Source organism: Streptomyces sp. NPDC051776 (assembly GCF_040681345.1).
GTDB lineage: Bacteria > Actinomycetota > Actinomycetes > Streptomycetales > Streptomycetaceae > Streptomyces.
Genome location: NZ_JBFAYQ010000034.1, coordinates 21,806 through 45,452, shown reverse-complemented (window position 1 = coordinate 45,452; position 23,647 = coordinate 21,806). Strand labels below are relative to the sequence as shown.

General features: G+C 71.6%; 16 protein-coding genes, 2 pseudogenes and 1 riboswitch. Of the genes and pseudogenes, 11 read left to right on the top strand and 7 right to left on the bottom strand.

Going from position 1 to position 23,647, the window contains the following annotated elements; genetic code table 11:
* Nucleotides 1-6: 6 nt before the first annotated feature.
* The gene (locus AB0M26_RS23445; protein ID WP_365263770.1) at nucleotides 7-810 is read left to right on the top strand and encodes a cobalt-precorrin-6A reductase; all 804 of its coding nucleotides are present in this window, start codon (nucleotides 7-9) and stop codon (nucleotides 808-810) included.
* Here AB0M26_RS23445 and AB0M26_RS23440 read toward each other — a convergent pair.
* The 3 genes from AB0M26_RS23440 to cobG are packed head-to-tail and all read right to left on the bottom strand — an operon-like array spanning nucleotide 795 to nucleotide 4,302.
* Nucleotides 795-2,360, bottom strand: a complete 1,566-nt coding sequence (locus tag AB0M26_RS23440) for a precorrin-2 C(20)-methyltransferase (protein ID WP_365263769.1) — start codon at nucleotides 2,358-2,360, stop codon at nucleotides 795-797. The genes AB0M26_RS23445 and AB0M26_RS23440 overlap by 16 nt on opposite strands.
* Complete coding sequence (locus tag AB0M26_RS23435; protein WP_365263809.1) at nucleotides 2,357-2,983, bottom strand: precorrin-8X methylmutase; 627 nt, start codon at nucleotides 2,981-2,983, stop codon at nucleotides 2,357-2,359. The genes AB0M26_RS23440 and AB0M26_RS23435 overlap by 4 nt, the downstream gene beginning before the upstream one ends.
* 14 nt (nucleotides 2,984-2,997) lie before the next feature.
* Nucleotides 2,998-4,302: a precorrin-3B synthase gene (gene cobG / locus AB0M26_RS23430; protein ID WP_365263808.1), complete on the bottom strand. Its 1,305-nt coding sequence runs from the start codon at nucleotides 4,300-4,302 to the stop codon at nucleotides 2,998-3,000.
* Between the two features lie 101 nt (nucleotides 4,303-4,403).
* A riboswitch (cobalamin riboswitch) is annotated at nucleotides 4,404-4,476 on the top strand.
* A 54-nt stretch (nucleotides 4,477-4,530) separates the two neighbouring features.
* On the opposite strand from cobG, the gene cobN reads away from it, so the two are divergent.
* The 5 genes and pseudogenes from cobN to AB0M26_RS23405 all read left to right on the top strand — a co-directional run bounded on the left by cobN (nucleotide 4,531) and on the right by AB0M26_RS23405 (nucleotide 13,256).
* Nucleotides 4,531-8,130 (top strand): cobaltochelatase subunit CobN, encoded by a 3,600-nt coding sequence (cobN, locus tag AB0M26_RS23425; RefSeq protein WP_365263807.1) that lies wholly within the window; start codon nucleotides 4,531-4,533, stop codon nucleotides 8,128-8,130.
* Nucleotides 8,131-8,502: 372 nt separating this feature from the next.
* On the top strand, nucleotides 8,503-9,261 hold the full coding sequence (locus AB0M26_RS23420; RefSeq protein ID WP_365263768.1) for a hypothetical protein: 759 nt from the start codon (nucleotides 8,503-8,505) through the stop codon (nucleotides 9,259-9,261).
* Between the two features lie 208 nt (nucleotides 9,262-9,469).
* The gene (locus tag AB0M26_RS23415; protein WP_365263767.1) at nucleotides 9,470-9,922 is read left to right on the top strand and encodes a hypothetical protein; all 453 of its coding nucleotides are present in this window, start codon (nucleotides 9,470-9,472) and stop codon (nucleotides 9,920-9,922) included.
* Between the two features lie 403 nt (nucleotides 9,923-10,325).
* A pseudogene (locus tag AB0M26_RS23410) lies at nucleotides 10,326-12,416 on the top strand (MMPL family transporter); the annotation flags it as partial.
* Nucleotides 12,390-13,256: an NINE protein gene (locus AB0M26_RS23405; protein ID WP_365263806.1), complete on the top strand. Its 867-nt coding sequence runs from the start codon at nucleotides 12,390-12,392 to the stop codon at nucleotides 13,254-13,256. The pseudogene AB0M26_RS23410 and the gene AB0M26_RS23405, both read left to right, overlap by 27 nt.
* 117 nt (nucleotides 13,257-13,373) lie before the next feature.
* Here AB0M26_RS23405 and bla read toward each other — a convergent pair whose 3' ends face one another.
* Entirely contained in the window at nucleotides 13,374-14,339 is a 966-nt protein-coding gene (gene bla / locus AB0M26_RS23400) for a class A beta-lactamase (protein WP_365263766.1), read from the bottom strand.
* A 161-nt stretch (nucleotides 14,340-14,500) separates the two neighbouring features.
* On the opposite strand from bla, the pseudogene AB0M26_RS23395 reads away from it, so the two are divergent.
* A pseudogene (locus tag AB0M26_RS23395) lies at nucleotides 14,501-14,635 on the top strand (LysR family transcriptional regulator); the annotation flags it as partial.
* Between the two features lie 780 nt (nucleotides 14,636-15,415).
* Nucleotides 15,416-16,318: a serine hydrolase gene (locus tag AB0M26_RS23390; RefSeq protein ID WP_365263805.1), complete on the top strand. Its 903-nt coding sequence runs from the start codon at nucleotides 15,416-15,418 to the stop codon at nucleotides 16,316-16,318.
* 374 nt (nucleotides 16,319-16,692) lie between these two features.
* On the opposite strand, the gene AB0M26_RS23385 is transcribed toward AB0M26_RS23390, so the two are convergent.
* Complete coding sequence (locus AB0M26_RS23385; protein ID WP_365263765.1) at nucleotides 16,693-17,892, bottom strand: hypothetical protein; 1,200 nt, start codon at nucleotides 17,890-17,892, stop codon at nucleotides 16,693-16,695.
* A gap of 350 nt (nucleotides 17,893-18,242) precedes the next feature.
* Here AB0M26_RS23385 and AB0M26_RS23380 point away from each other — a divergent pair, with 350 nt between their 5' ends.
* Entirely contained in the window at nucleotides 18,243-19,334 is a 1,092-nt protein-coding gene (locus tag AB0M26_RS23380) for a 2-dehydropantoate 2-reductase (protein ID WP_365263764.1), read from the top strand.
* A gap of 304 nt (nucleotides 19,335-19,638) precedes the next feature.
* Nucleotides 19,639-20,982 carry an MFS transporter gene (locus AB0M26_RS23375; RefSeq protein WP_365263763.1) on the top strand — a complete coding sequence of 448 codons (1,344 nt, stop codon included), beginning with the start codon at nucleotides 19,639-19,641 and terminating at the stop codon, nucleotides 20,980-20,982.
* 356 nt (nucleotides 20,983-21,338) lie between these two features.
* On the opposite strand, the gene AB0M26_RS23370 is transcribed toward AB0M26_RS23375, so the two are convergent.
* Together AB0M26_RS23370 and AB0M26_RS23365 are read right to left on the bottom strand one after the other, a co-directional pair.
* The gene (locus AB0M26_RS23370; protein WP_365263762.1) at nucleotides 21,339-22,223 is read right to left on the bottom strand and encodes an RNA polymerase sigma factor SigF; all 885 of its coding nucleotides are present in this window, start codon (nucleotides 22,221-22,223) and stop codon (nucleotides 21,339-21,341) included.
* 294 nt (nucleotides 22,224-22,517) lie between these two features.
* On the bottom strand, nucleotides 22,518-22,646 hold the full coding sequence (locus tag AB0M26_RS23365; RefSeq protein ID WP_365263761.1) for an LPFR motif small protein: 129 nt from the start codon (nucleotides 22,644-22,646) through the stop codon (nucleotides 22,518-22,520).
* Between the two features lie 444 nt (nucleotides 22,647-23,090).
* Here AB0M26_RS23365 and AB0M26_RS23360 point away from each other — a divergent pair, with 444 nt between their 5' ends.
* Nucleotides 23,091-23,627, top strand: coding sequence for a hypothetical protein (locus tag AB0M26_RS23360; protein ID WP_365263760.1), 537 nt, complete (start codon nucleotides 23,091-23,093; stop codon nucleotides 23,625-23,627).
* Nucleotides 23,628-23,647 lie beyond the last annotated feature (20 nt).

Here is a 23,647-nt window from a genome sequence, read left to right as displayed (position 1 = left end):
GCTCCCATGCACGCGATACGCCATGTGCTGATCCTCGGCGGCACGACGGAGGCCCGCCGTCTCGCGGAGGCGCTCGACGGCCGCGTCGCGGCCCGCCCGCAGCCGGACCTGCGCGTGACCACCTCGCTCGCCGGACGGGTGGCCAAGCCCGCGCTGCCGCCCGGCCAGGTGCGCATCGGCGGTTTCGGCGGCGCGGAGGGACTCGCGCGGTGGCTGCGCGAGCACAGGGTCGACGCGCTCATCGACGCCACACATCCCTTCGCCGGCACGATCAGTTTCCACGCCGCCGTCGCGGCCGCGGAGGCCCATGTTCCCCTGCTCGCCCTTCGCCGTCCCGGCTGGGTTCCAGGTGACGGTGACAGCTGGCACGCGACCGGTTCGCTGAGCGAGGCGGCCGCGCTCCTGCCGTCCCTGGGGCGGCGGGTGTTCCTCACCACCGGGCGCATGGGGCTCGCCGCCTTCGCGGATCTGGACGGGCTGTGGTTCCTCGTACGGTCCGTGGACGCGCCGGAGGCCCCGTACCCCGCCGCCATGGAAGTCCTGCTGGACCGCGGGCCGTTCACGCTCGACGGCGAGCACGAGCTGCTGCGCCGCCACCGCATCGACGTTCTCGTCACCAAGGACAGCGGCGGCGAGGCCACCGCGCCCAAGCTGTCCGCGGCCCGCGAGGCGGGCATTCCGGTCGTGGTGGTTCGGCGGCCTCCGGTGCCCGGGGGCGTACCGGTGGCGGCAACTCCGCTCGGGGCCCTGGCCTGGCTCGACGCCCTCCCCCGCGCTGTGGAGGCGGACAGGGGTCAGGACTCCGGATAGCGGCGCGGAGTCCAGACGACTTCCTGCCCGTCACCGCGCCGCACCACCCGGGTCTGCGAGGAACCCACGAGGATGATGGAGCGCATGTCGACCGCGGACGGGTCGAGATCGGCCAGGCGCACGATCCGTACGCTCTCCTCCGGACCGCCGACGTCCCGGGCGAGAACGACCGGGGTGTCCGGGGCGCGATGCTCCAGGAGCAGTTCCCTGGCCTTGTCGACCTGCCAGGTGCGGCTGCGGGAACCGGGGTTGTACAGGGCGAGCACGAGATCGGCAGCCGCCGCGGCGTGCAGGCGCCCGGCGATGACCTCCCACGGCTTGAGGCGGTCGGAGAGGGACAGCGCCGCGTAGTCGTGACCGAGCGGGGCACCGGCCTTTGCGGCGGCCGCGTTGGCGGCCGTCACTCCGGGAAGCACCCGGACCGGGACGCCTTGGTACTCCTCATGCGCGGCCGCCTCGAGGACGGCGGTGGCCATCGCGAACACCCCCGGATCGCCGCCGGAGACCACGGCCACCCGGCGCCCGCGCCGGGCGAGATCGAGTGCGAACTCGGCCCGCTCGGACTCCACCTTGTTGTCCGAGCCGTGCCGGCGCTGGCCGGGACGTACGGGCACCCGCTGAAGGTAGGTGGTGTAGCCGACCAGGTCGTCCACGGAGGCCAGGGCTCCCCGCGTCTCGGGCGTGAGCCAGAGCGGGCCGGCGGGCCCGGTGCCCACGACCACGACCTCCCCGGTACGGGCAGCGGTTTCGGTGGCGGTTTCGGTGGCGGTTTCCGTGGCGGTGTCGGTGGCGGTGTCGGCTCCCTGCGTCCCGACTGGTGCGCCGTTACGGCTGGGCAGCACCGCGACCGAGAAGTACGGCACCGACTCCGGGTCGGTGCCGGCCAGTCGACCGGTTCGCTCCCCGGCCATGGTGGCCCGTTCGACGTAGTGAGCCTCCGCCAGGCGCCCGGCGCGCTCGAACGCCCGCCGTACGCGCGGGAAGGTCCGGCCCAGTTTCATGACCACGGCCGCGTCCGTCGAGGCCAGACGCGCCGTCAGTTCCTCCTCGGGCAGAGTGCCGGGAAGGATGGTGAGGACCTCCTCGCCCTCGGCGAGCGGGGTTCCGAGCCGGGCCGCGGCTGCGCTCACCGAGGTGACACCGGGAATCACCTCGGTCGGGTAGCGGTCGGCGAGACGCTTGTGCATGTGCATGTACGAGCCGTAGAAGAGCGGGTCGCCCTCCGCGAGCACGGCGACCGTGCGGCCCGCGTCGAGGTGCGCGGCCAGGCGGGCGGCGGCCTCCGCGTAGAACTCGTCCAACGCGCCCCGGTAGCCGCCGGGATGGTCGGTGGTCTCCGTGGTGACGGGGTAGACCAGCGCTTCCTCGATGTGGTCCTCGCGGATGTGCCGGGCGGCGATGGAACGGGCGATGGACCGCCCGTGCCGGGCACTGTGGTAGGCGATGACGTCGGCCCCGGCGATGGTCTCCACGGCCCGTACGGTCATCAGCGACGGGTCCCCGGGGCCGAGCCCGACTCCGTAGAGCCGGCCGGTCTGCTGCTCGCTCACTCGTCCTCACTCGCGATCGCGTTGAGCGCGGCCGCCGCGAGGGCGCTGCCCCCGCGGCGGCCGCGCACCACCAGGTGCTCCAGGCGCGAAGGGTGCGCGGCGAGCGCGTCCTTGGACTCGACCGCGCCGACGAATCCCACCGGCACGCCGATGACGGCGGCGGGGCGGGGGGCGCCCTCCTCGATCATCTCCAGCAGCCGGAAGAGTGCGGTCGGGGCATTGCCGACGGCCACGACCGCGCCCTCCATGCGCTCACGCCACAACTCCAGTGCGGCGGCGGTGCGTGTGGTGCCGAGCTCCTGCGCGAGTCCGGGCACCGCGGGGTCGGAGAGGGTGCACACCACGTCGTTGTCCGCAGGCAGCCGCTTGCGGGTGACGCCGCTGGCGACCATGGCCACATCGCACAGGATGGGTGCGCCCGCCCGCAGGGCCTTCCGCGCGGCGAGCACCGCGTCGGGGGTGAAGCGGAGGTCGCGGACCAGATCGACCATGCCGCAGGCGTGGATCATCCTGACGGCGACCTGGCTCACCTCGGCGGGCAGACCCGCGAGGTCCGCCTCCGCGCGGATGGTGGCAAAGGACTGGCGGTAGATCGCCGCGCCGTCCTTCTCGTAGTCGAACACGGTGCTCTCTCTCGTCACTGCGTCGGTGGTGTGGTCCTCGCCGCAGCGATCGCGGCGGCGAGGTCGGTGGGTCCGGTGAGTGCCGCGTGTTTCCGTACGCCGCCGGCGCGGATGTCGTAGCCGTCGCGGGTGGCCAGCACATCCACCCAGTCCCCGCGGGGGTGACCGCAGCGGCGTTCGCAGCCGGACCAGTACACGGGGAGCCCGCCGGGTACGGGCGGCGTCAGGGACAGACAGGCGTCGGCCCGTACGTCCGCCAGGGACTTGGCGCACCCGGGTCGTCCGGTGCACGCCCCGACCCCGAGCCAGGGCGACCCTGAGTCGGTGACCAGACCGGCGGCGCGGAGGTCGTCGAGGCAGCGGACGGCGCGCTCACCGGAGAGTCCGGGAACGACCACTCCGCGCCAGGGCGTGAGGCGCAGTTCACCGCGCCCGTCCCGGTGGGCGATTCGCGTGAGCAGCCGCCACTGCGCGACAGTGAGCCGGCCGAGCGGTGCCAGGACCGACAACGCACGGCTGCCGCCCGGTCCTTCGACCGGGCCCGGCGCAGGTCCGGAGCCCCGGGGCAGGACGGCATCGGCCGGAGCGGCCGCCATGCCTTCCCCCACGAGGCGTCCCACCACCTCGCGCGTCAACGCCTCACCGCCGTCGGGCAGTTCGCGTATCCGCCAGGCTCGAGTGCCGCTCTCCCGCCCCGTGGCGAGGAAGGTCTCGGCGGCGGCGAGTGCGGCCCGCGGCGCCTCCTCGGCCGGTACGCGGACTGCCCAGGAGCCTCCCAGGTGCACCGCCGCGTACGGTGAGCCGGTTTCTGCGACGATCGTCACATCGGCGTCGAGTCCGGCGACATCACCGCGCCCGTCGTCGAGGGCGAACAGGAACCGCCCGGAGAGGTCGGCGGCGGCTTCGCTCCCGCACACCAGGGCGTCCAGGGAGCGGGCCCAGGGCTGCACTTCGGGCCGGCCCGATCCGTCGATGCCCGACAGCGGCGAGGCCACGAAGTTGCGCACCCGCTCGTGCCGGGGCGAGGGCAGGAGCTCCGCGGCGCGAAGGCGTTCGGCGAGTTCGCCACCGCAGCCCTCGCCGAGCCCGCGCAGCTGCACATTGCCGCGCGAGGTCAGATGCAGCGATCCGTCGCCGAGCCGTTCGGCGGCTCCGGCGAGCGCCCGTGCCTGGCCCGTGTTCAGCACCCCCGCCGGCACGCGCACGCGCGCCAGCGCCCCGTCGTCCGCGGAGTGGAGACGGAGCGCACCGGGGCACGCGTCGTCACGGTTCCGCGCAGGTGGGAGCGGTGCGGAGGGGGAGGGCATGGCGGCGAGCATACCCATCGCCCCCTCGGCCGTATGCCCCGCATCCACCGGCCGCCCTTACTATGATCCCGGCGGGCCGACCGGCCCGCCATCGCCGATCGACGGCGACAGGGGAGGAAGCCCGGTGCGAATCCGGCGCGGTCCCGCCACTGTGAATTCGGCGACAGCCGGATGAGCCAGGAACTCCCGCCGACCGACACCGCCCGGGGCGCGGACACCCCGAGGAAGGCCAGACGCCGCATGATCCTGCTCCTGTCGACGTCCGACACCGATCTGCTCAGCGCCCGCGCGGCGAACGGGCCCGTGTCCTACCGCTACGCCAACCCGGCGCGGCTCGCCCTCGACGGGCTCCCCGCACTGCTGGAGGGCGTGGACCTGGTGGTCGTACGCCTGCTGGGCGGCGTACGCGCCTGGCAGGAAGGCCTGGACCAACTGCGCGGCACGGGCCGCCCGGTGGTCGTCCTCACCGGTGAACAGGCCCCCGACGCCCAGTTGATGGAGGCCTCCACCGTCCCTGTCGGCATCGCAGCGGAGGCTCACGCCTATCTGGCCCATGGCGGCCCGGCCAATCTCGAACAGCTCGCCCGGTTCCTCTCCGACACCGTGCTGCTCACCGGACACGGCTTCGAACCGCCCGCACCCGCGCCGACCTGGGGTCCGCTGGAGCGCACCGTGCGTACGGACGCCGATGGCCCGTGCGTCGCGGTCCTCTACTACCGCGCCCACCACATGAGCGGCAACACCGCCTTCGTCGACGCTCTCTGCTCGGCGATCGAGGACGCCGGCGGGCGGCCGCTACCCCTGTACGTCGCCTCCCTCCGCGCCCCCGAACCCGAACTCGTCGAGGCGCTGCGCGGTGCGGACGCCGTCGTCACCACCGTCCTGGCGGCCGGCGGCACCAGCCCCGCCGAGGCGTCCGCGGGCGGCGACGACGAGAGCTGGGACGCCGGAGCGCTCAGCGGCCTGGACGTGCCCGTCCTGCAGGCACTGTGCCTGACCGGATCACGCAGCGACTGGGAGCACAACGACGAAGGGGTTTCGCCGCTCGACGCCGCCAGCCAGGTCGCCGTGCCCGAGTTCGACGGCCGGCTCATCACCGTCCCGTTCTCCTTCAAGGAGATCGACGAGGACGGCCTCCCCGCCTACGTCGCGGATCCCGAACGGGCCGCCCGGGTCGCCGGGATCGCCGTACGCCACGCCCGACTCCGCCACATCGCCGCCTCCGGCAAGCGCCTTGCCCTCGTCCTCTCCGCCTACCCGACCAAGCACTCCCGCATCGGCAACGCCGTCGGGCTCGACACCCCTGCCAGCGCCGTCGCACTGCTGCGCCGACTGCGCTCCGAGGGCTACGACTTCGGCGACGAGCCCGTCCCCGGCCTGGAGTCCGGCGACGGCGACGAGCTGATCCGCGCGCTCATCGACGCCGGCGGGCACGACCAGGACTGGCTCACCGAGGAACAGCTGGCCCGGAACCCGGTGCGCATCCCGGCCGCCGACTACCGGCGCTGGTTCGCCACGCTCCCCGCCGCACTGCGGGAAGCCGTCGAGGAGCACTGGGGGCCCGTGCCCGGCGAGATGTTCGTCGACCGCAGCAGCAACCCCGAGGGCGACATCGTCCTCGCCGCTCTGCGCCGCAGGAATCTGCTCATCCTCATCCAGCCGCCCCGCGGCTTCGGCGAGAACCCGATCGCCATCTACCACGACCCCGATCTGCCGCCCTCCCACCACTACTTGGCGGCCTACCGCTGGATCGCGACCCCGGAGGCGGACGGCGGCTTCGGCGCCGACGCCATGATCCATCTCGGTAAGCACGGCAATCTGGAGTGGCTGCCGGGCAAGAATGCCGGACTGTCCGCCGCCTGCGCCCCTGACGCCGCGCTCGGCGACATCCCGCTCGTCTACCCGTTCCTGGTCAACGACCCGGGCGAGGGCACGCAGGCCAAGCGCCGCGTCCACGCCACGCTCGTCGACCACCTCGTACCGCCCATGGCCCGCGCCGAGTCCTACGGGGACATCGCGCGCCTGGAGCAGCTCCTCGACGAGTACGCAGCGATCTCCTCCATGGACCCCGCGAAGCTGCCCGCGATCCGTGGCCAGATCTGGACGCTGATCCAGGCGGCGAAGCTCGACCACGACCTGGGCCTGGAGGACCGTCCCGACGACGACGGCTTCGACGACTTCCTGCTCCACGTCGACGGCTGGCTGTGCGAGGTCAAGGACGCCCAGATCCGCGACGGCCTCCACGTCCTCGGTCAGCCGCCCGCCGGAACCGCGCGCGTCAACCTCGTCCTCGCCATCCTGCGCGCCCGCCAGATCTGGGGCGGCACGGCGGCCCTGCCCGGACTCCGGGAGGCCCTGGGCCTGGATGAGTCCGCGGCCACCCGTACCGCCGCGGACACGGTCGAGGAACGGGCCCGCGCTCTCGTGCAGTCGATGGAGGACGCCGACTGGGACCCGGCCGCCGTCGAGCGCGTTGCGGACGGGCACCCCTCGGACGTGGCCCGCATCCTGGACTTCGCCGCGCGCCAGGTCGTCCCGCGGCTCGCCGCCACGACCGACGAACTCGACCACGCCGTGCACGCGTTGGCCGGCGGATTCGTCCCGGCCGGGCCGTCCGGCTCGCCGCTGCGCGGCCTGGTCAACGTGCTGCCGACCGGACGCAACTTCTACTCGGTCGACCCCAAGGCCGTACCCTCGCGGCTGGCGTGGGAGACCGGCCAGGCGCTCGCCGACTCGCTCCTGGAGCGCTACCGCGGCGACAACGGCGAGTGGCCCACGTCCGTCGGGCTTTCCCTCTGGGGCACCAGCGCGATGCGCACCTCCGGCGACGACGTTGCCGAAGCCCTCGCGCTCCTCGGCATCCGGCCGGTGTGGGACGACGCGTCCCGCCGCGTGACCGGACTCGAACCGGTCCCCCTCGACGAGCTGGGCCGCCCGCGGATCGATGTGACGCTGCGCATCTCGGGCTTCTTCCGCGACGCGTTCCCCCACACCATCGGCCTCCTCGACGACGCCGTGCGGCTCGCGGCCTCGCTGGAGGAGCCCGCCGAGTCCAACTTCGTCCGCGCCCACACCCAGGCCGACCTGGCCGCGCACGGCGACGAACGCCGGGCGACCACCCGTATCTTCGGCTCCCGGCCGGGCACGTACGGCGCCGGTCTCCTCCAGCTCATCGACAGCCGGGACTGGCGCACCGACGCCGACCTCGCGGAGGTCTACACCGTGTGGGGCGGCTACGCCTACGGGCGGGAGCTGGACGGCTGCCCGGCGCGCGAGGACATGGAGACCGCGTACCGGCGCATCGCCGTCGCGGCGAAGAACACGGACACGCGCGAGCACGACATCGCCGATTCCGACGACTACTTCCAGTACCACGGCGGCATGGTCGCGGCCGTGCGGGCGCTGCGCGGCTCGGCGCCCGAGGCGTACATCGGGGACTCCACCCGCCCCGAGACGGTGCGCACCCGCACACTCGTCGAGGAGACCTCACGGGTCTTCCGCGCCCGCGTGGTCAACCCCCGGTGGATCGAGGCGATGCGCCGCCACGGCTACAAGGGCGCCTTCGAACTTGCCGCCACCGTGGACTACCTCTTCGGATACGACGCGACGACGAACGTGATCGCCGACTGGATGTACGACAAGCTCACCGAGACGTACGTCCTGGACCCCGAGAACCGGGCGTTCCTGCAGGGGGCCAACCCGTGGGCGCTGCACGGCATCGCCGAGCGCCTGCTGGAGGCGGAGTCCCGCGGAATGTGGGCCAAACCCGACCCCGCGGTGCTCGACGCGCTGCGCCAGGTGTTCCTGGAGGCGGAGGGCGACCTGGAGGGCGAGGACTGAGGGGCGGCAACGCACAGCCACGCTCGCAGCAAGCCGCCGAGGCTGTCGACACGGTACTGGACGCGATCCTCGTAGACCGCATGAGGTAGTCGTTACTCACGCGTACGCGACCCGTTTCGTACGAGAGTTCAGCACGTCGTACGAGGGCTCCGCACCGTCCTCGGCCGACCACCGGCAGAGCGCCACCACGTATCGCAGCCCTGACCAGCCGCAGTACACCGGAGGTCGACCGTGATCAGCACACCGAGGAATCCAGGCCGTCGCCGCTTCGTCCGGATCGCGTTGGCGGGGTGCGCGGCCGGGGCGATGGGGCTCGCGGGAACCAGAGCGTCCGCGGGGGAAGCGGCCGCGGGGCGCCCCGCCGGTGGAGGCGTGAGGCGAGCGACGGCGAACGGGATTCCCGACCGCCCTGCGGACGCACGGCCCGGAAGTGCCGTACTGGCCGCGACCGATGGCCTGTCGTACGAGGAGCGCGACCAGGTCTTCGCCGACGAGCTGGCAGGCGGCAACCTCCCGGAGTTTCTTCGCTCCTTCATCGAGATCGAGCTCACCGCCTCGGACGGTGCGGGGGCGCAGACGGTCGTCGTCCGCGTGATGCCCGACTATCTCGCCGTGGGCTCCGACGACGACTGGGTCCGCGTACCTCTGATGTGCATGTCGGCGCAGAGCCTGGCCGATGCCTGGGGCATGCAGATCCCCACCACGAAGGTCGTGGACGCCGCCTGGCAGCAGGCGGCGCTGCGGCTCACCCCGTATCCGCTCCCGGCCGGACCGGACATGGGCTCGAACGCCTACATCGCCAAGCACCAGGAGCGCATCGAGGAGCAGCGCGGGGACGCTCCGCACGACCTCACGGCCGGGCAGAAGAAGGATGTGGTGGTGTCCAATCGCCTGGCCTCCCATCCGAGTTCAGTGGCGATCTACGGTTGGCACGGACAGGACGGCGTTCCGATCCAGCCGCTCAGCACGGCTCACGCGAAGACGTACACGGACTACAGCCACGGCATCCGCCTGGTCGGGGGAACGGTACGCGTGGACGGCGAGGACCGTCCGTTCGCTGACGTCGTGGCGGACTCCGCACTGGCCGGGCTGCTCAGCGACGAGGGTCCGATCACCACGCCGCACTACTGAGAAGGGCGCTGGTCCGGGTGGCCGCCGGGAGGTGGGTGTTCACGTGCGGCAGGGTGACTGGAGGGCCTGGGAGTATCGCGTCCACGGTGGAACCGCGCACCGCCGTGGGCGGTCTCACCAAGGGCAGGAGCAGGGCGGGTCGGCGATGTCACTGCCGCCGCACGTGACACCGGCCCGTGGCGAGCCCGCCCGGCGGAGAGGGAGGATCATGGCCAGCGCAGCAGCAGGACCGGCGCAGCGTCCGCGAGAGGTCGAGACGGCGTTCTGGCTGTCGGTGGTCGCAATGGGCGTCCAGCTCGTCATGTGGGTGCTGGACGTGTTCGTCATCGCGCCGACGGGGCTGGAGCAGATGCGCGAGGCGGACGGGCAGCGCGGAGCCGTGGTGCAGGTCGCGATCTCCGGCGGCGTCACGGTCGTCGCCACGGGGCTTTGGCTCTGCGTCGCCGTGATGATGCGGGCGGGCCGCAACTGGGCCCGGATCCTGCTCGCCGTCGGCGGCGCCCTGAGCGTGTTCTTCCTGATGAACAGCTTGGGCATGAGCGGCTTCGCCTGGGAGGAGCTGGTCCGCGTCGCTCCGGACGCGCTGGCCACCGCGGCCATCGTGCTGTTGTTCCTGCCGCCGTCTCAGGCGTACTTCTCCCCCTCGCCGCGGACCGCATAAGGACTTGTTCCGGTCGTGGCCCCGCTCCCGTTCCCAACGGGCGGCGGGGCCACGGACGTTGTGGCCGCCCCCGGGTCGCCCGTCACGGGTACGACCGCCTGGTAGGACCACCCGGTGCGACCGCCCGGTAGGTCCACCCGGTGCGCCCGAACGGCACGACCGCCCCTGCGCGCGCCGGTCGGTGGCGGTCCGCGCTCGCCGCGCCCGGTTCCGCGGTCGGTGACCACGGCCCCGGAGGCGAGCGCTGCCCGGGTGCTCCCCCGCGCGGAAGGGTGTACCCAGCACCACCTCAGAAAGTCGCCTTCCGTCTCCGGGAAGGTGGGCCTCGGCGGCTGGGAGCGAACGTCGCCCATTCCTAGCGTCGGGCCCTGACGTTTTCGCACCTCGAACCCGGAGAAACACCATGAGGCACAACCTCGCGGCCCGGCTCGGCATATGGAGTTCACGCCACCGGAAAACCGCGGTCATCGGCTGGCTGCTGTTCGTCGTCCTCTCGGCCGGGCTCGGCGGCATGTCCGGACTGGACGTGATGACGGACTCGCAGAACGGGGCGGGCGACTCCGCGCGCGCTACCAGGATCCTCGAAGACGCCGGTCTGGAGAAACCGGCCGGCGAGATGGTGATGGTGAAGAGCGCCTCGCCCGGCGGATGGAAGAGCGCGGCGCGCGATGTCTCGTCCGCGCTGCGGGACACCCGCGAGGTACGGCACCTTCAACCGCCGGTGGCCTCCAAGGACGGCCGGTCGGCCCTGATCAGCTTTCAGATGAAGGGCAAGGCCGACACCGCCGGGGAGCGGGTGCAGCCCGTGCTGGACGCGGTCGAGGAGACCGAGTCCGCCCATGACGGCGTCGAATTGTTCCAGTTCGGCAGTGCCAGCGCGGACAAGGAATTCACGGATCTGCTCGCCGAGGACTTCTTCGCCGCGGAGATGACCGCCGTTCCGCTGGCTCTCGGCATCCTGCTGGTCGCCTTCGGCGCGGTGGTCGCGGCCCTGCTGCCGGTCTCGCTCGCGCTGTCCGCGTGCGTGGCGGCGTTCGGCCTGATGTGCCTCGCCAGCAAGGTGATGCCGCTCAGCGAGCAGACGTTCTCGGTGATGTTCCTGATGGGGCTGGCCGTCGGTGTCGACTACTGCCTGTTCTATCTGCGACGGGAGCGTGACGAGCGGGCGCTGGGCCGTGACCCGGAGACGGCGCTCCGGATCGCCGCGGCCACCTCGGGCCGCGCGGTCCTCATCTCGGGGCTGACCGTCATGGTGGCCATGGCGGGCATGTTCCTGTCCGGGATGATGCTCTTCAAGGGCTTCGCCGTCGTGACCATCATCGTTGTCCTCATCGCCATGCTCGGTTCCGTGACCGTCCTGCCCGCCCTGATGGCCTGGCTGGGAGACCGCGTCGAGAAGGGCCGTCTGCCCCTCATCGGCCGCCGCGGGAAGCGTGGCGCTGGGACCGGCGGCCGCTTCGCCGGCCGGCTGCTGAGGCCGGTCCTCATGCGTCCGAAGCTCTTCACCTTCGCCGCGGTCGCGCTGCTCCTCGCCCTGGCCGCCCCGGCGGCCGGGATGAAGACCGAGCAACTGTCCGTGCCGCAGCAGCTCGGCCAGGACTCGCCTCTGGGTGCGGCCGGCGCGGAGATCGCCAAGACCTTCCCGGGCGGGCCCTCTCCCGCGGAGGTCGTCGTCGAGGCCGACGACATCGACTCGCCCAGGATGCGTGCCGCGTTCGCGGACTTCCGCGACAAGGTGACCGCTTCCGGTGAGTTCGGCAAGACGGTCGGCATCACGGTGCACAAGAAGGAGAACGTCGCCGAGATCGAGGTCGCGCTGGCGGGCGACGGACGGGACAAGACCTCACGGCATGCCCTGGAGACCCTGCGGGAGGAGCTCGTCCCCGGCACGCTCGAACCGGTGGCGGAGCAGGCCTGGGTCGGCGGTGACCTGGCTCAATCGGTCGACGCCAACGAGCAGTTGGAGAGCGGCATCATGCCGGTCTTCACCTTCATCGCGGCCGTGACGTTCCTCATCATGCTGTTCTGCTTCCGCTCGATCGTCATCGCGGTCACCTCGATCCTCCTCAACCTGCTGTCGGTCGTGGCCTCGTACGGCGTCATCGTGGCGGTCTTCCAGCACGGCTGGGGCGACGAGCTGTTCGCCACGGAGGCGCCCGGGGCCATCCAGAGCTGGATGCCGCTGTTCGTCCTCGTCGTCCTGTTCGGCCTCTCCATGGACTACCACGTCTTCGTGGTCTCCCGGATCCGCGAGGCCCGCGACCGCGGGCAGTCCACGCCGAACGCGATCGCCGAGGGCATCCGCTCGACCGCCGGTGCCGTCACGGGGGCGGCGGTCATCATGGTGGCGGTGTTCGCCGTCTTCGCCACCCTCTCGATGCAGGACTTCAAGCAGCTGGGTGTCGGCCTCGCCGTCGCCGTCCTGCTCGACGCGACGGTCGTCCGGATGGTGCTTCTGCCGTCGCTCATGGCCCTGCTGGGCGAGCGCAACTGGACGGTGCCGCGGTGGCTCCGCTGGCTCCCCCACATCTCGCACGGGGAAGGAGAGGCGGAGTTGGCGCTCGCCGGGACCCAGGTGGGAGCTGCCGGCGCGGCGGCGGGGGCCGTCCGCTCGGCGCCGGCGGCGTACGCCGGGCAGTCCCCGTACGCGGATCCGGCCCCGTGCGCGGACGACGTTCCGCACGCGGGCGGCGCCCTGTCCCAGCGCGGGTGGGACAGGCCGGGCCACGGCCCGGCAGGAGCGACGGCGACGGGCCACGCCGGGCCACCGCAGAACTCCCCCGGCGCCCCGCCCCGGCAGCGCCGGGAGCCGAGCCGTGACGTGCCTGCGGCCCCGGACCCGGAGGTGTCCACGCGGCACCTGTCGACGCCCCGGGACAAGACGGCTTACGAGGGACCGTACGGGGGCGCGCGTGCGCACCGCCCGCAGGCCGATGTGCGCGTCCCGGCGCCGGTCCCCCACGAACCGGCGCCGGTTGCCCACCGCCGGACGCCGCCCCCCGGACAGACGCCGTACGACCGTCCCGGGCCGGAATGGGCCGGGCAAGGGGACCGTGGGCCGTACCCATCGGGCGTTCCGCGGGACACGGCCCGAGGGGAGCGCCTCGCCCCCAACGGCCTGCCCTACTCCCCCAAGTCGAAGAACGTGGCGGGTGTGCTCCAACTCCTGCTGGGCTTCCTCGGCGTGGGCCGGTTCTACACCGGCCACATCTGGACGGGTATCGCCATGGTGCTCACCGCGGGCGGCGGCATGATCTGGGCCCTGATCGACGCGATCATGTACTTCGTCACAAGTGACCGCACCGACAAGAAGGGGCGCATACTGCACGGCTGAGTCGCGCGGTGAGCGCAACGTCGATGCCGCGGCGCCTGCCGAGCGCCGCGGCATTGCCTGCGCCGTCCGCGATCCACCCGGCAGTCCGCCCCCTCCTCCCCCGGTCATTCCCATGCCTCACCGGGCCGCGTCGGCCACCGGTGAGTCGGCGACCACGGAAGCGGCCCCCGCGATGAGCGCGTCGTCGTAGTCGGCGTCCCGCGTGTCCCGGCTCGACAGCACCGCGATCACGATGGGCTTGCCGCCCGGGGGTGTCACCACGGCGATGTTGTTGCGTGTGCCGTACTCGCCCGCTCCGCTCTTGTCGGCGACGGTCCAGTCCTTCGGTACACCGGCCCGGATGAGCGTGGAACCGGTCTTGTTGGTTCGCATCCATGTCGTGAGCAGGGCACGCTCGTCCTTCCCCAGTGCGTCGCCGAGGGCGAAGGAGCGCAGATCCGTGGCGAGGGAGCGGGGGGTGCTTGTGTCGCGCACGTCGCCCGGGGTCGCCTCGTTGAGTTCCGTCTCGCGGCGGTCCATGTGCGTGACGTCGTCGCCGAGGTCTTCGAGTAGGGCATCCAGGGCCTGCGGACCGCCCAGGGCGTCGAGGAGCAGATTGGCAGCGGTGTTGTCGCTGTAGCGGACCGCGGCGTCGCACAGGGCGCGCAGGCTCATGCCCGTGCCGGTGTGCTTCTCGGTGACCGGCGAGTGGGCGACCAGGTCGTCGCGGTCGTAACGGATCACCTTGTCAACGCCCTTCACGGAGTATTTGCGCAGGATCGCCCCCGCGGCAAGTGCCTTGAACGTGGAGGCGTACGCGAACCGTTCGTCCGCCCGGTAGGCGACCTCGCGCCCCGTACCGGTGTTCAGGGCGTACACCCCGAGGCGGGCGCCGGATTCACGCTCGAGCTTCTTGAACGCGGACGTGGAGGCGGCCGCGGATCCGGTGGCTCCCGGCGCCGCTTCCGATGCGGATGTCTTCCGGGGTGTCGCGGACGAGCCGGCGGCGTCGCCCTGTGCGCAGGCCGCGAGCGAGGCGAGCGTGAGGGCGAGGGCCGCCCCGAGGGCGGCGCGAGGGGCGAAGCGTTTCTGCGTTTTCAACACAATCCGTTACCTCCAGGTGACCGTACGCGCCGGCGCACGGGGCGTCTCATGACGGGGCGCTGTGGCGGGCGCGCCCCGGTTCACTGGGGCAACCCTCGCGTGGCTGGGGTTATGCGGTCCAAGACGCAGATGCGCGGTTCCATGCGGATTCGGCATAGGCTGTGCCTGTGGATCTTGTCGCAGCGTGTCGGGCCTTCATCCATGTGGGCGAGCGCGGCAGCTTCACGATCGGTGCGGCGGCCGCCCGGATGTCCCAGTCGGTCGCCAGCCGTCGTGTCGCCGCACTGGAGAAGCACTTCGGCGAGCAGCTCTTCGAGCGGACCCCGCGCCGCGCCACCCTCACCCCCTTCGGCCGCGACATGCTGCCCATGGCCAGACGGCTCGTTCTCCTCGCCGACGACCTCGAACGCGAGGCGGAGACGGCCAAGCGCAAGCCGCTGCGGCTCGCGGTTCCGGACACCTGCAGCACGGCCTCGCTCGCGCACCTCGTCGCCGACGCGCGCGACCAGGGCATCTCGCTCGAGCTGCGCATCGCTCCGCCCGCGGAGCGGATGGAGCTGGTCCACACGCAGGAGGCCCGTGCGGCGCTGATCGCCGTACCACCCGACCAGGCGTGGTGGTCCGTGCCGCTGGGGCTCGCCGGCCGGCACGACCCCGGGGTGTCCCGCGTCTACGTCGAGACCCTGCGGGCGGGACGCGCCGACCCGTCCCCGCCGCGCCGGATCTGGATCCAGCCGGAGGACGACGTCCCCCACGTCAGGGACCGTATGACGCGCCTGTGCGACGCCGTCGGGTTGCGGCCCGCACAACTCCTCGTCGGGAACAGCCTCCCGAGCGCCTCCGCCGAGGTGCTGTGCTCGCACGACGTCCTGCTGTGCTCGCCCCAGCAGGCCGCCGAACTCGGCCTGCACTGGCGGCCGGTGGGCGAGACGGGCCCGGTGCGGGGTTTCGCCGTCGCGGCCACCGCGGCCGGAGACCCCGAGCGTCTGCGGACGCGCCTGGGCGGCGAGATCGCCCGCTGCCTCGGTGCCTCCCCCGCGACCGGGCAGGAGCGGGACCTGACGGGGGGGGCCACGGTGAGCCCTGAACGGCTGGCGCGCGATCTGCGCCGAAGCCTGGACGAGGGCGGGCTCTACGGATCGTTCCTCGTACGGGATTTGGAGACGGGGGACGAACTGGGCATCGACCCGGACACCGAGCTTCCCTCCGCCTCCCTGGTCAAGGTCCCGCTCGCGCTCGCGACACTGGAGCGCATCCGCCGGGGTGAGCTCGACGGGTCGGCGACGCTGGACGTCCAGCCCGGACGGATCACATCCCCGGGGCCCACCGGGCTGAGCCGATTCCGCCACCCGGCCCGCATCGCTGTCGACGACCTGCTCTACCTCAGCACCTCCGTGAGCGACGGGACGGCGACCGACGCGCTGTTCGGCCTCACCCCGCCCTCCCATGTCGCCCGGATCCTCGGGGAGTTGGGACTGCGCGGGCTGTCCGTGCGCCATACGATGCGTGACCTGGTCGACACCCCGGCGGAACGCTTCGACACCGCGCAGGTGCACCTGGCCCATGCCATCGCGATCGACGCGGGGACGACCGGTCGCGGGCACCGGCTGCCCCAGCTCGATGTGTCCCGCGCCAACACGGGCACCGCACGCGCCTTCGTCGATCTGCTCCAGGCACTGTGGAGGCCGTCGACGATCGACGCCGCGGTGGCCGAGCGGGTGCGTCGCCTCATGGGAGCCAATCTGATGCGCCACCGGCTCGCCCCGGACTTCACGTCCGACGCCTCCTCGTGGTCGTCGAAGACCGGAACGCTGCTCAACCTCCGGCACGAGATCGGCGTCGTCGAGCACGCCGACGGGCAGTCCTTCGCCATCGCGGCCCTTACCGAGTCGCGCGTTCCCGCGAGCAACCAGCCCGGCGCCGAAGCTCTGATGGCGCAGGTCGCCCGTACGCTGCGGGACCGGCTGCGACAGCTTTAGGGTTCATTCACTGGGTGATTCCCCGCATATCACGTCCGACCGATACCGGTCGATGCACGGCCAGGAGAGTTCAGGGCCCCAGGTCGAACCAGAGCACCGTGCCCCTGCCCGAAACTCGGCTGCCCCATTCTCGGGCAAGCTGCTCGACGAGGAGCAGACCACGGCCGCCCTCATCCTCGCGTGCGACGACGTTCGTGCGATGCCAGTCCGCGCGACGACAATCCGTGGAAACGCGAGAACTCCTGGTAGTCGGCTGGGCCCACGAGAACGACATGCTGGGCCCGAGGGACGTCACTACGCGGGCCGAAACGCTCGGCCTCCACGCAGCGCCGGACGCCCGCCGCTTTCCCCGCGCCGAAGACCCGGGCGGGCGGTCAGCGGTTCGTCGCGTCCGGGATGTTGTCGCAGTTGGTGAAGCGGTACCGGGCTGGGCCGTCGGTGCTGCGCAGCACATCCGCGGGCGTCGTCGTCTGTCCGCTCTGGCCACGGTAGAAGTGGCATCCGTCGTAGACGAATCCTCCACGGGTCTGTCGGGGGCCGTCGTACGTGTGGCGGCCGGCCAGGGCGCAGGAGCGGTAGCGGACCGTCGGGCCGTTCCCCTGGTCCCACCACGGCTGCCCGACGTACCGGTGCATCGTCCGCCCGTAGCTCGCGGTGTTCTGCATGGAGCCCACGTCGGAGCAGTCGTCGAAGGTGACCGTCCCGGTGCCCCACGCGCAGTCGATGACCTTGTGTCGGTCGCCCTTGGGCTCGAACCGCACGTCCCGGACGCTGAGTTGGGCTGCCGTCCGGCTGTTGCTCTGCCCGTTCGGCATGAGGAACCAGGTGATCTCCCCGTCCGCCGTGGCCGCGGACCACGAGCCCCGGGACACCCGCAGGGAGCCGCCCTTGTCCAGCCGGAAGACCACCCCGGCGCTGAGGGTGAGGCAGCAGTCCTCAACCCAGTAGTTCAGGAACTGGTTCTGCTGCGGGTACGTGCCGCTGATGCCTCCGGTACGGAAGAAGGCGTCCCGGAAGGTGGAGTTCGTCGCCGTGAACAAGCGCCGGAAACTCATCTCGCTGTTGAGATTCGAGTCCTGGCCGCCGTCGATGCCGAAGACCCGGTCCCAGGGTCCGCTGAATTCCACATCGTGCACATGCCACGCCTGGTTGAACCCCCGGGTGTCGCTCAGGAGATAGGCGAAGCGGTTCTTCGCTCCGTTGCTGACGACACTGAATCCGCCGAGGGTCGCCCAGCGCAAGCGGCGTACGGCGGTGATCAGGTTGTTGGCCATGGGGTCCCCGGGAGCATCCGTGCCCGGGTTGTCCCAGAAGATACGCGTCGAGCGGATTCCCTGGCCCTGGACGGAGAGTCCCTGCAATTGCTCGTCATTGGTCGCGGTGGACGTGAACAGCGGCTTCGTCAGATGGAAATCACCGGGCGGGAAGACCAGCGTTTTGCGGAGGGCTCCCCCCTGCGCACTGGCGATCACTTCGTCCATGGCGGCCTTCATGGCGGCGTCGTTGAACCCTTCCCTGACGACGACGCGCTCCCAGGACCGTTCCGCGACGGCTGATATGGCGGATTCGGGCATGACGTCTCCTCGGCGGGACATGGAACCAAGGTGTTCCGGACATCCCCCGGTCCCCCGTTGTGTGATGTCCCGGTTATCCCCGCCGCTGTCCCCATGCGATCCGCCGCCCAGGACGCGCGTGAGGGCGAAAGGTTGCGAATACCCGTACGGACCGGCCTGATTGCGCGCCTCTTCCGGAATCACCACCCCGCTCGCGCTGAGGGACGATCCCCTTGCAGTGCACGGCCTGAGACGCAGTAGTGGCCCCCGGCCGCACGTGGGGGGACCGGTGACCGGTGTCGACACCCCGGCTAGGCTGCGGGCTCGCACACCCCGCCCCCGCGACGCCTCACCCTGGAGCAGGAGCAGACATGACGCAGAGTCCAGTGGACGGGTCCGCGACGACCTCCCGGCGCCTGAGCATCGCGGTCCTCGGGGCGGGCAGCATCGGATGCCACACGGGCGGGCTTCTCGCGGGCACGGCCGATGTGACCCTCATCGGGCGCACCGCCGCCATGGAGACCCTGCGGCGGAACGGTCTCACCATCACCGGAGGCAGCCGGTCGGTGGAGCTGACCGTGCCCGGCGACCTCCGGGTGGCGACGGGCCCCGAGGCGGCCGCCGGAGCGGACTACGTGCTGATCGCGGTGAAGTCGTCGGCGACCACCACCGCCGCCCGAGAACTCGCGCCGCACCTCGGCCCGTCCACGGTCGTCGTCAGTCTGCAGAACGGCCTGCACAACGCCGCGGCCATACGCCGCGAGATCCCGGACCGCACCGTGCTCGCCGGAACGGTCCCCTACAACGTGGTGCAGACGGCACCCGGCGTCTTCCACCAGGGTTCCGCCGGAGCACTGACCGTCGAGGACCACGACCGGGCCGAGCCCCTGCTGTCGGCGTTCACGGCGGCCGGTATGGCCTCGGAAACCCGCGCCGACATGCGCGAAGTGCAGTACGCCAAGCTGCTGATGAACCTCAACAACGCGCTCAACGCTCTCTCCGATCTGCCGTTGCGCACCGAGCTGTCGCAGCGCGCCTACCGCCGATGCCTGGCCCTGTGCCAGACCGAGGCCCTCGCGGTCCTGCGGGCGGCCGGGGCGAAGCCGGCGCGGCTCACGCCCGTACCGGCGCGGCTCATCCCGTACGTGCTGCGGCTGCCGGACACGCTGTTCCGGGTCTTCGCGGCCTCGACACTGCGGATCGACGCACACGCCCGCTCGTCGATGTGGGAGGACCTCCAGCGCGGCCGCCGCACCGAGATGGACGAACTCCAAGGCGAAATCGTTGCGTTGGCTCAGCGGCACAGCCTCACCGCCCCGGTCAACGCCCGCCTCGTGGACCTGGTCCGGGAAGCCGAGGCGGCGGAGCCGGACGCCCGGCGCAGGTGGCCGGGCGAGAGCCTGTGGCGCGAGCTGCACTCCGCTCACCGGGGCGGCCACAGGGCGCGGCCCGACGGGGCGTGAGGCGGAACGCCCGACTCGGCGCGCGACGGCCCGCCGGCCGCGCCGGCCGCCGGGCCGGGGCTGGTACCGCGCGGAGGCATCGGGCCGGGGCTCGACATCGGGCCAGTGATCGGGCCGGGGCTGGACATCGGGCCAGTGAATCGGGCCGGGGCTGGGCTCAGCCGGGCATCGGGCCGAGGCTGGGCACCGGAGTGATCGGGCCCCGGCTTCAGCGGGTCGCGGCCCATGGCGGCACGGAGCTGGGGCAGCCTGGGGAACCACCTGAGGCCCCGCCCGCGCCGCCCCCCCCACAGAGAGTCCACGCATGGGTACCGACTCCCCTGCCCCGCACGACGCCCCCGAGCCGCCGACGGCGCTGACCACCCGCCATCGCCGCAAGGTCGCCACGGTGGCCGCGCTCGCCTCCTCGCTGGAGTGGTACGACTACTTCGTCTTCGCCGTGGCCGGCGCCCTCGTCTTCGGCCCGCAGTTCTTTCCGTCCGACCGCCCCGTCACGGGCGTGCTGGCGTCCTTCGCCACCTTCGCCGTCGGCTTCGCGGCCCGCCCCGTGGGCGGCATCGTCGCGGGCCACCTGGGCGACCGGCACGGGCGCAAGCCGATGCTGGTGTGGGCGCTTGTGCTGATGGGCCTGGCCACCACCGCGATCGGGGCGCTCCCCTCGTACGGCACGATCGGTGTCGCGGCTCCCGTTCTGCTGGTGATCCTGCGGATCGTGCAGGGTCTCGCCCTCGGGGCGCAGTGGGGTGCCGCCATGCTGATGACCACCGAGTACGCCCCTCCGGGCAAGCGCGGGCTGTACGGAAGCCTCGTCCAGATGGGCGTGCCCATCGGCCTGGTGGTCGCCAACACCCTCTTCCTCGTCTCGTCGGCCGCCATGAGCAACGACGCCTTCTCGTCCTGGGGCTGGCGGCTGCCGTTCCTCTGCGGAATCCTCGTCCTGGTCCTGGCCCGCTACGTCCACCGGCACGCGGAGGAGACACCCGAGTTCCGCGAGGCCGAACGCGAACTCGCCGTGGAGGAGAAGCTCCACTCCCCGCTGCGGACGGTCCTCCGTCACCACCTCGGCACGGTCCTGCTGGCGGGCGGTTCCCTGGCCGTCAACGCCGCGACCTTCTACATCATCGTGACCGGTGTCCTCGACTACGCCACGCGCGAGCTGGGCATGGCCCGCAACAGCGTCCTCGCCGTCTCCCTCCTCGTCAATGTGACCCAACTGGCCCTGATTCCCACCGCGGCTGCCGTCTCCGACCGGGTCGGGCGGCTGCGCATCTATGCGATCGGGGCGTTCGGCGTCGTGGCGTGGGCGGTACCGATGTTCCTCCTGATCGACACCGGGTCACTGGCCCTGCTGGGCATCGGGATCTTCATCGCCAGCTGCTTCGTCAGCATCATGTACGGCCCGCAGGCGGCTCTGTTCGCCGAGCTGTTCACGACCGGGATGCGCTACACCGGCGCCTCGCTGGGCTACCAGCTCGCGGCGGTCCTCGGCGGTGGTCTGGCCCCGTTCGTGATGGTGCTGCTCCTGGAGGAGACGGGGACCTCAATGTCCGTCGCGGCCTACATCATCGGACTCGGGCTGATCGCGCTGGCGTCCATCGCGGTGCTCGCACGTCGGGGGGCCGTTCCCCGTCCGCACGGAACAGGCTAGTCCCGGTTCCGTTCCTGGCTCGGCTCTCTCGAGCCGGATGGGGAGTTCAGCGGCATGCATTGATGGCCGGGAGGCTGAGACGTCCGGCATCCCAACCGTTCACCCATCACCCATCAGCCGTCACCCGTCACCCGTCACCCGTCACCCGTCACCCGTCACCCGTCAGCCGTCAGCCGTCAGCCGTCAGCCGTCAGCCGATGCTTTCCCGGTCGGCGGCGCGAGCGGGGCTGTCCGGACACCGGGGCCGGCGCGGGGGCAGGGCTCTCTGCCGTGTCCGCCGGGGAGGTGGGCACACGTGGGCCCGGGGGCGTTCGTCCAACCCCCGGGCCGGATGCGTAGCTTGGAGGGACCGGGCCCTACTGCTGCGCCAGCATCCTGGTGCGCAGCACGCGAAGGGTACGGGAAAGCAGCCGTGAGACATGCATCTGCGAAATGCCGAGCACCTCACCGATCTGGGACTGGGTCATCTCCTGACCGAATCGCATGCTCAGGATCCGCCGGTCCCGCTCGCCCAGTTCGGCGACGAGCGGCTTCAGTGACTCCAGATTCTCCACACCGTCCAGTGCCGGATCGTCTTCGCCCACGTAGTCGGCGTAGGTGGAGGAGGCCGTGTCGTCCGCGGCCTCGTCCAGCGGGGCGTCCAGAGAGGCGGCGTTGTAGCCGTTGCTGGCCACGATGCCCTCGATGACTTCTTCCTCGCTCAATTCCAGGTATTCGGCGAGTTCCGTGGGAGTGGGATCACGGTCGAGTTCCTGGGACAGCTTCTCGCCGGCCTTCGCCAGCTCGATGCGGAGCTCCTGGAGACGCCGCGGAACATGTACGGCCCAACTCGTGTCCCGGAAGTACCGCTTGATCTCGCCGACGATGTAGGGGATGGCGAAGGTGGTGAACTCCACTTCGCGGGACAGGTCGAAGCGGTCGATCGCCTTGATCAGTCCGATGTGGCCGACCTGCACGATGTCTTCCATTTCATCGGCGCGACTGCGGAACCGTCCCGCGGCGAAACGCACCAGTGAAAGGTTGAGTTCGATCAGTGTGTTCCTGGCGTACTGGTACTCGTGCGTGCCCTCCTCGAGAATGGCGAGCCGGTCGAAGAACACCTTCGACAGCGCCCTTGCGTCCTGCGGCGCCACCTCCGTGGCATCTTCGATCCACGGCAGCGTTCCCTCCCCGGACTCCCTCTCTCCCGCGGAAAGCTCCGGACGCCGTGGAGCGTCGGCCGTCTGCAGGATTGTGGTCATGTAGGTCCGCCCTCCTCTGTGCTGAACCGATGGGACGTGCCACCGAGTGCCCCGTCATCTCCAGGTCAATCCATGATCGTTCAGTGAGCCGCGCCTCATCGCCGCGGAAAGGGTCGTGCACGGGTGGCATCGCCCTCTCGATACGCAGGCTCTCGATACGCAGGCGGATCGTCAGGCTGCCCGCGTCAGTTCGGCTCGGCCGAAGGGGCACGCAACGCCGCGGACACCGTGACGTACGGGTGCCGGGGGCCGGTACGTCCCGGTCCCCGGCACTGGGGAATGACTTGGCCGCAGTCACGCACGGCCGCGTGCGGAACGGGAGACTCCGCCGAAGAGCCGCGCGACGGCACGGAACGGCAGGGTGACCACGGTCGCGATGGCGCCGCCGATCTGGCGGAGAACGTCGGCGATGGCACTGAACACGAGAACTCCCAACGTGAGTTGCATTCCGGTCTGGTCCCGCGAGTTGCCGGGCAGCAGTCGGCCAAACCTGCCGTAGTGATTTCGCAGCATCGGCGGCCGGGGATCCGGCGCAGACGAGCCAGGACCACCTCGCAACCGGGCGCATCGCGCGGCGTGCCGTCACGGCAGCGCCGCAAGGGAAGCCGACCGCCACCGGGACGCCGCAGCACATGGCTCCGGGAAAAGCGGCTGCCAGCGGAGAGCAACGGGGACATCGGAATTCCCTGCTCGGCCCGCAGAACCCCGGCTCGCTCCGCGCGCAGGACGTAACAGCCCGTGATCAGCGCATCATGCCGATGGTCCGGGACGTGACGCGCGTCATCAGAGGAAGCGGACCACGCGCGGTAGCCTGACCGCCGCTTTCGCCCAGCGTCCTTCGCGCCGTACTGGAAGGGGCCGGTCCGCATGTCCATCGACCTCTCATCCGTCATAGCAGCCACCACGCAGTGGCTGGTCAGCGCCTACCCGGCCGTCGGCGGCCCGCTGACGGGCGCGCTGGCCGAAGCGCAGGCGCGCCAGGCAGCCACGGTGGCGGCCTGGCTGCGCTACCCGACCTCGCTCGACGCCGAGCTGCTCACTCTGACCGGCCCCGGTGGATCGGCGCACCTGGACTGGCTCGTCGGCGCCGACTCCGAACAGCCCGAACCCGACCGGAGCGGCTGGCGCACCTGGGTCGACGAGGTCGTGGCCAGCTGGGCGGCCACGCTGCTCACCGATCCCGCCCTCGCCGCCTCGGCCACGGCGGCGCTGGAGGGTTCCGATCATGCCTCCGGTTCCCCGGTCGACTTCCGCCGCCTGACGGACCCCGACGCGCGGGACCGGGATGCGGCTGCCCTGTTGCGCCACCCCGACTGCACCGGCCCCCTCGCAGCCCTGCACCGAGGGGCGCTTCTCGAACGCCTCGGCACACAACGGTTGGCCGTCGACGAAGCCGACGGATAGACGCACCAGTCCCCTGCCCT

Excerpts from the sequence above, each read along its gene's own strand:
- AB0M26_RS23445 (WP_365263770.1), top strand. The coding sequence starts at position 7 with ATGCACGCGATACGCCATGTGCTGATCCTCGGCGGCACGACGGAGGCC.
- AB0M26_RS23385 (WP_365263765.1), bottom strand. The coding sequence starts at position 17,892 with ATGCCCGAATCCGCCATATCAGCCGTCGCGGAACGGTCCTGGGAGCGC.
- AB0M26_RS23415 (WP_365263767.1), top strand. The coding sequence starts at position 9,470 with ATGGCCAGCGCAGCAGCAGGACCGGCGCAGCGTCCGCGAGAGGTCGAG.
- AB0M26_RS23380 (WP_365263764.1), top strand. The coding sequence starts at position 18,243 with ATGACGCAGAGTCCAGTGGACGGGTCCGCGACGACCTCCCGGCGCCTG.
- AB0M26_RS23405 (WP_365263806.1), top strand. The coding sequence starts at position 12,390 with ATGGCCCTGCTGGGCGAGCGCAACTGGACGGTGCCGCGGTGGCTCCGC.
- AB0M26_RS23375 (WP_365263763.1), top strand. The coding sequence starts at position 19,639 with ATGGGTACCGACTCCCCTGCCCCGCACGACGCCCCCGAGCCGCCGACG.
- AB0M26_RS23370 (WP_365263762.1), bottom strand. The coding sequence starts at position 22,223 with ATGACCACAATCCTGCAGACGGCCGACGCTCCACGGCGTCCGGAGCTT.
- cobN (WP_365263807.1), top strand. The coding sequence starts at position 4,531 with ATGATCCTGCTCCTGTCGACGTCCGACACCGATCTGCTCAGCGCCCGC.
- AB0M26_RS23360 (WP_365263760.1), top strand. The coding sequence starts at position 23,091 with ATGTCCATCGACCTCTCATCCGTCATAGCAGCCACCACGCAGTGGCTG.
- cobG (WP_365263808.1), bottom strand. The coding sequence starts at position 4,302 with ATGCTCGCCGCCATGCCCTCCCCCTCCGCACCGCTCCCACCTGCGCGG.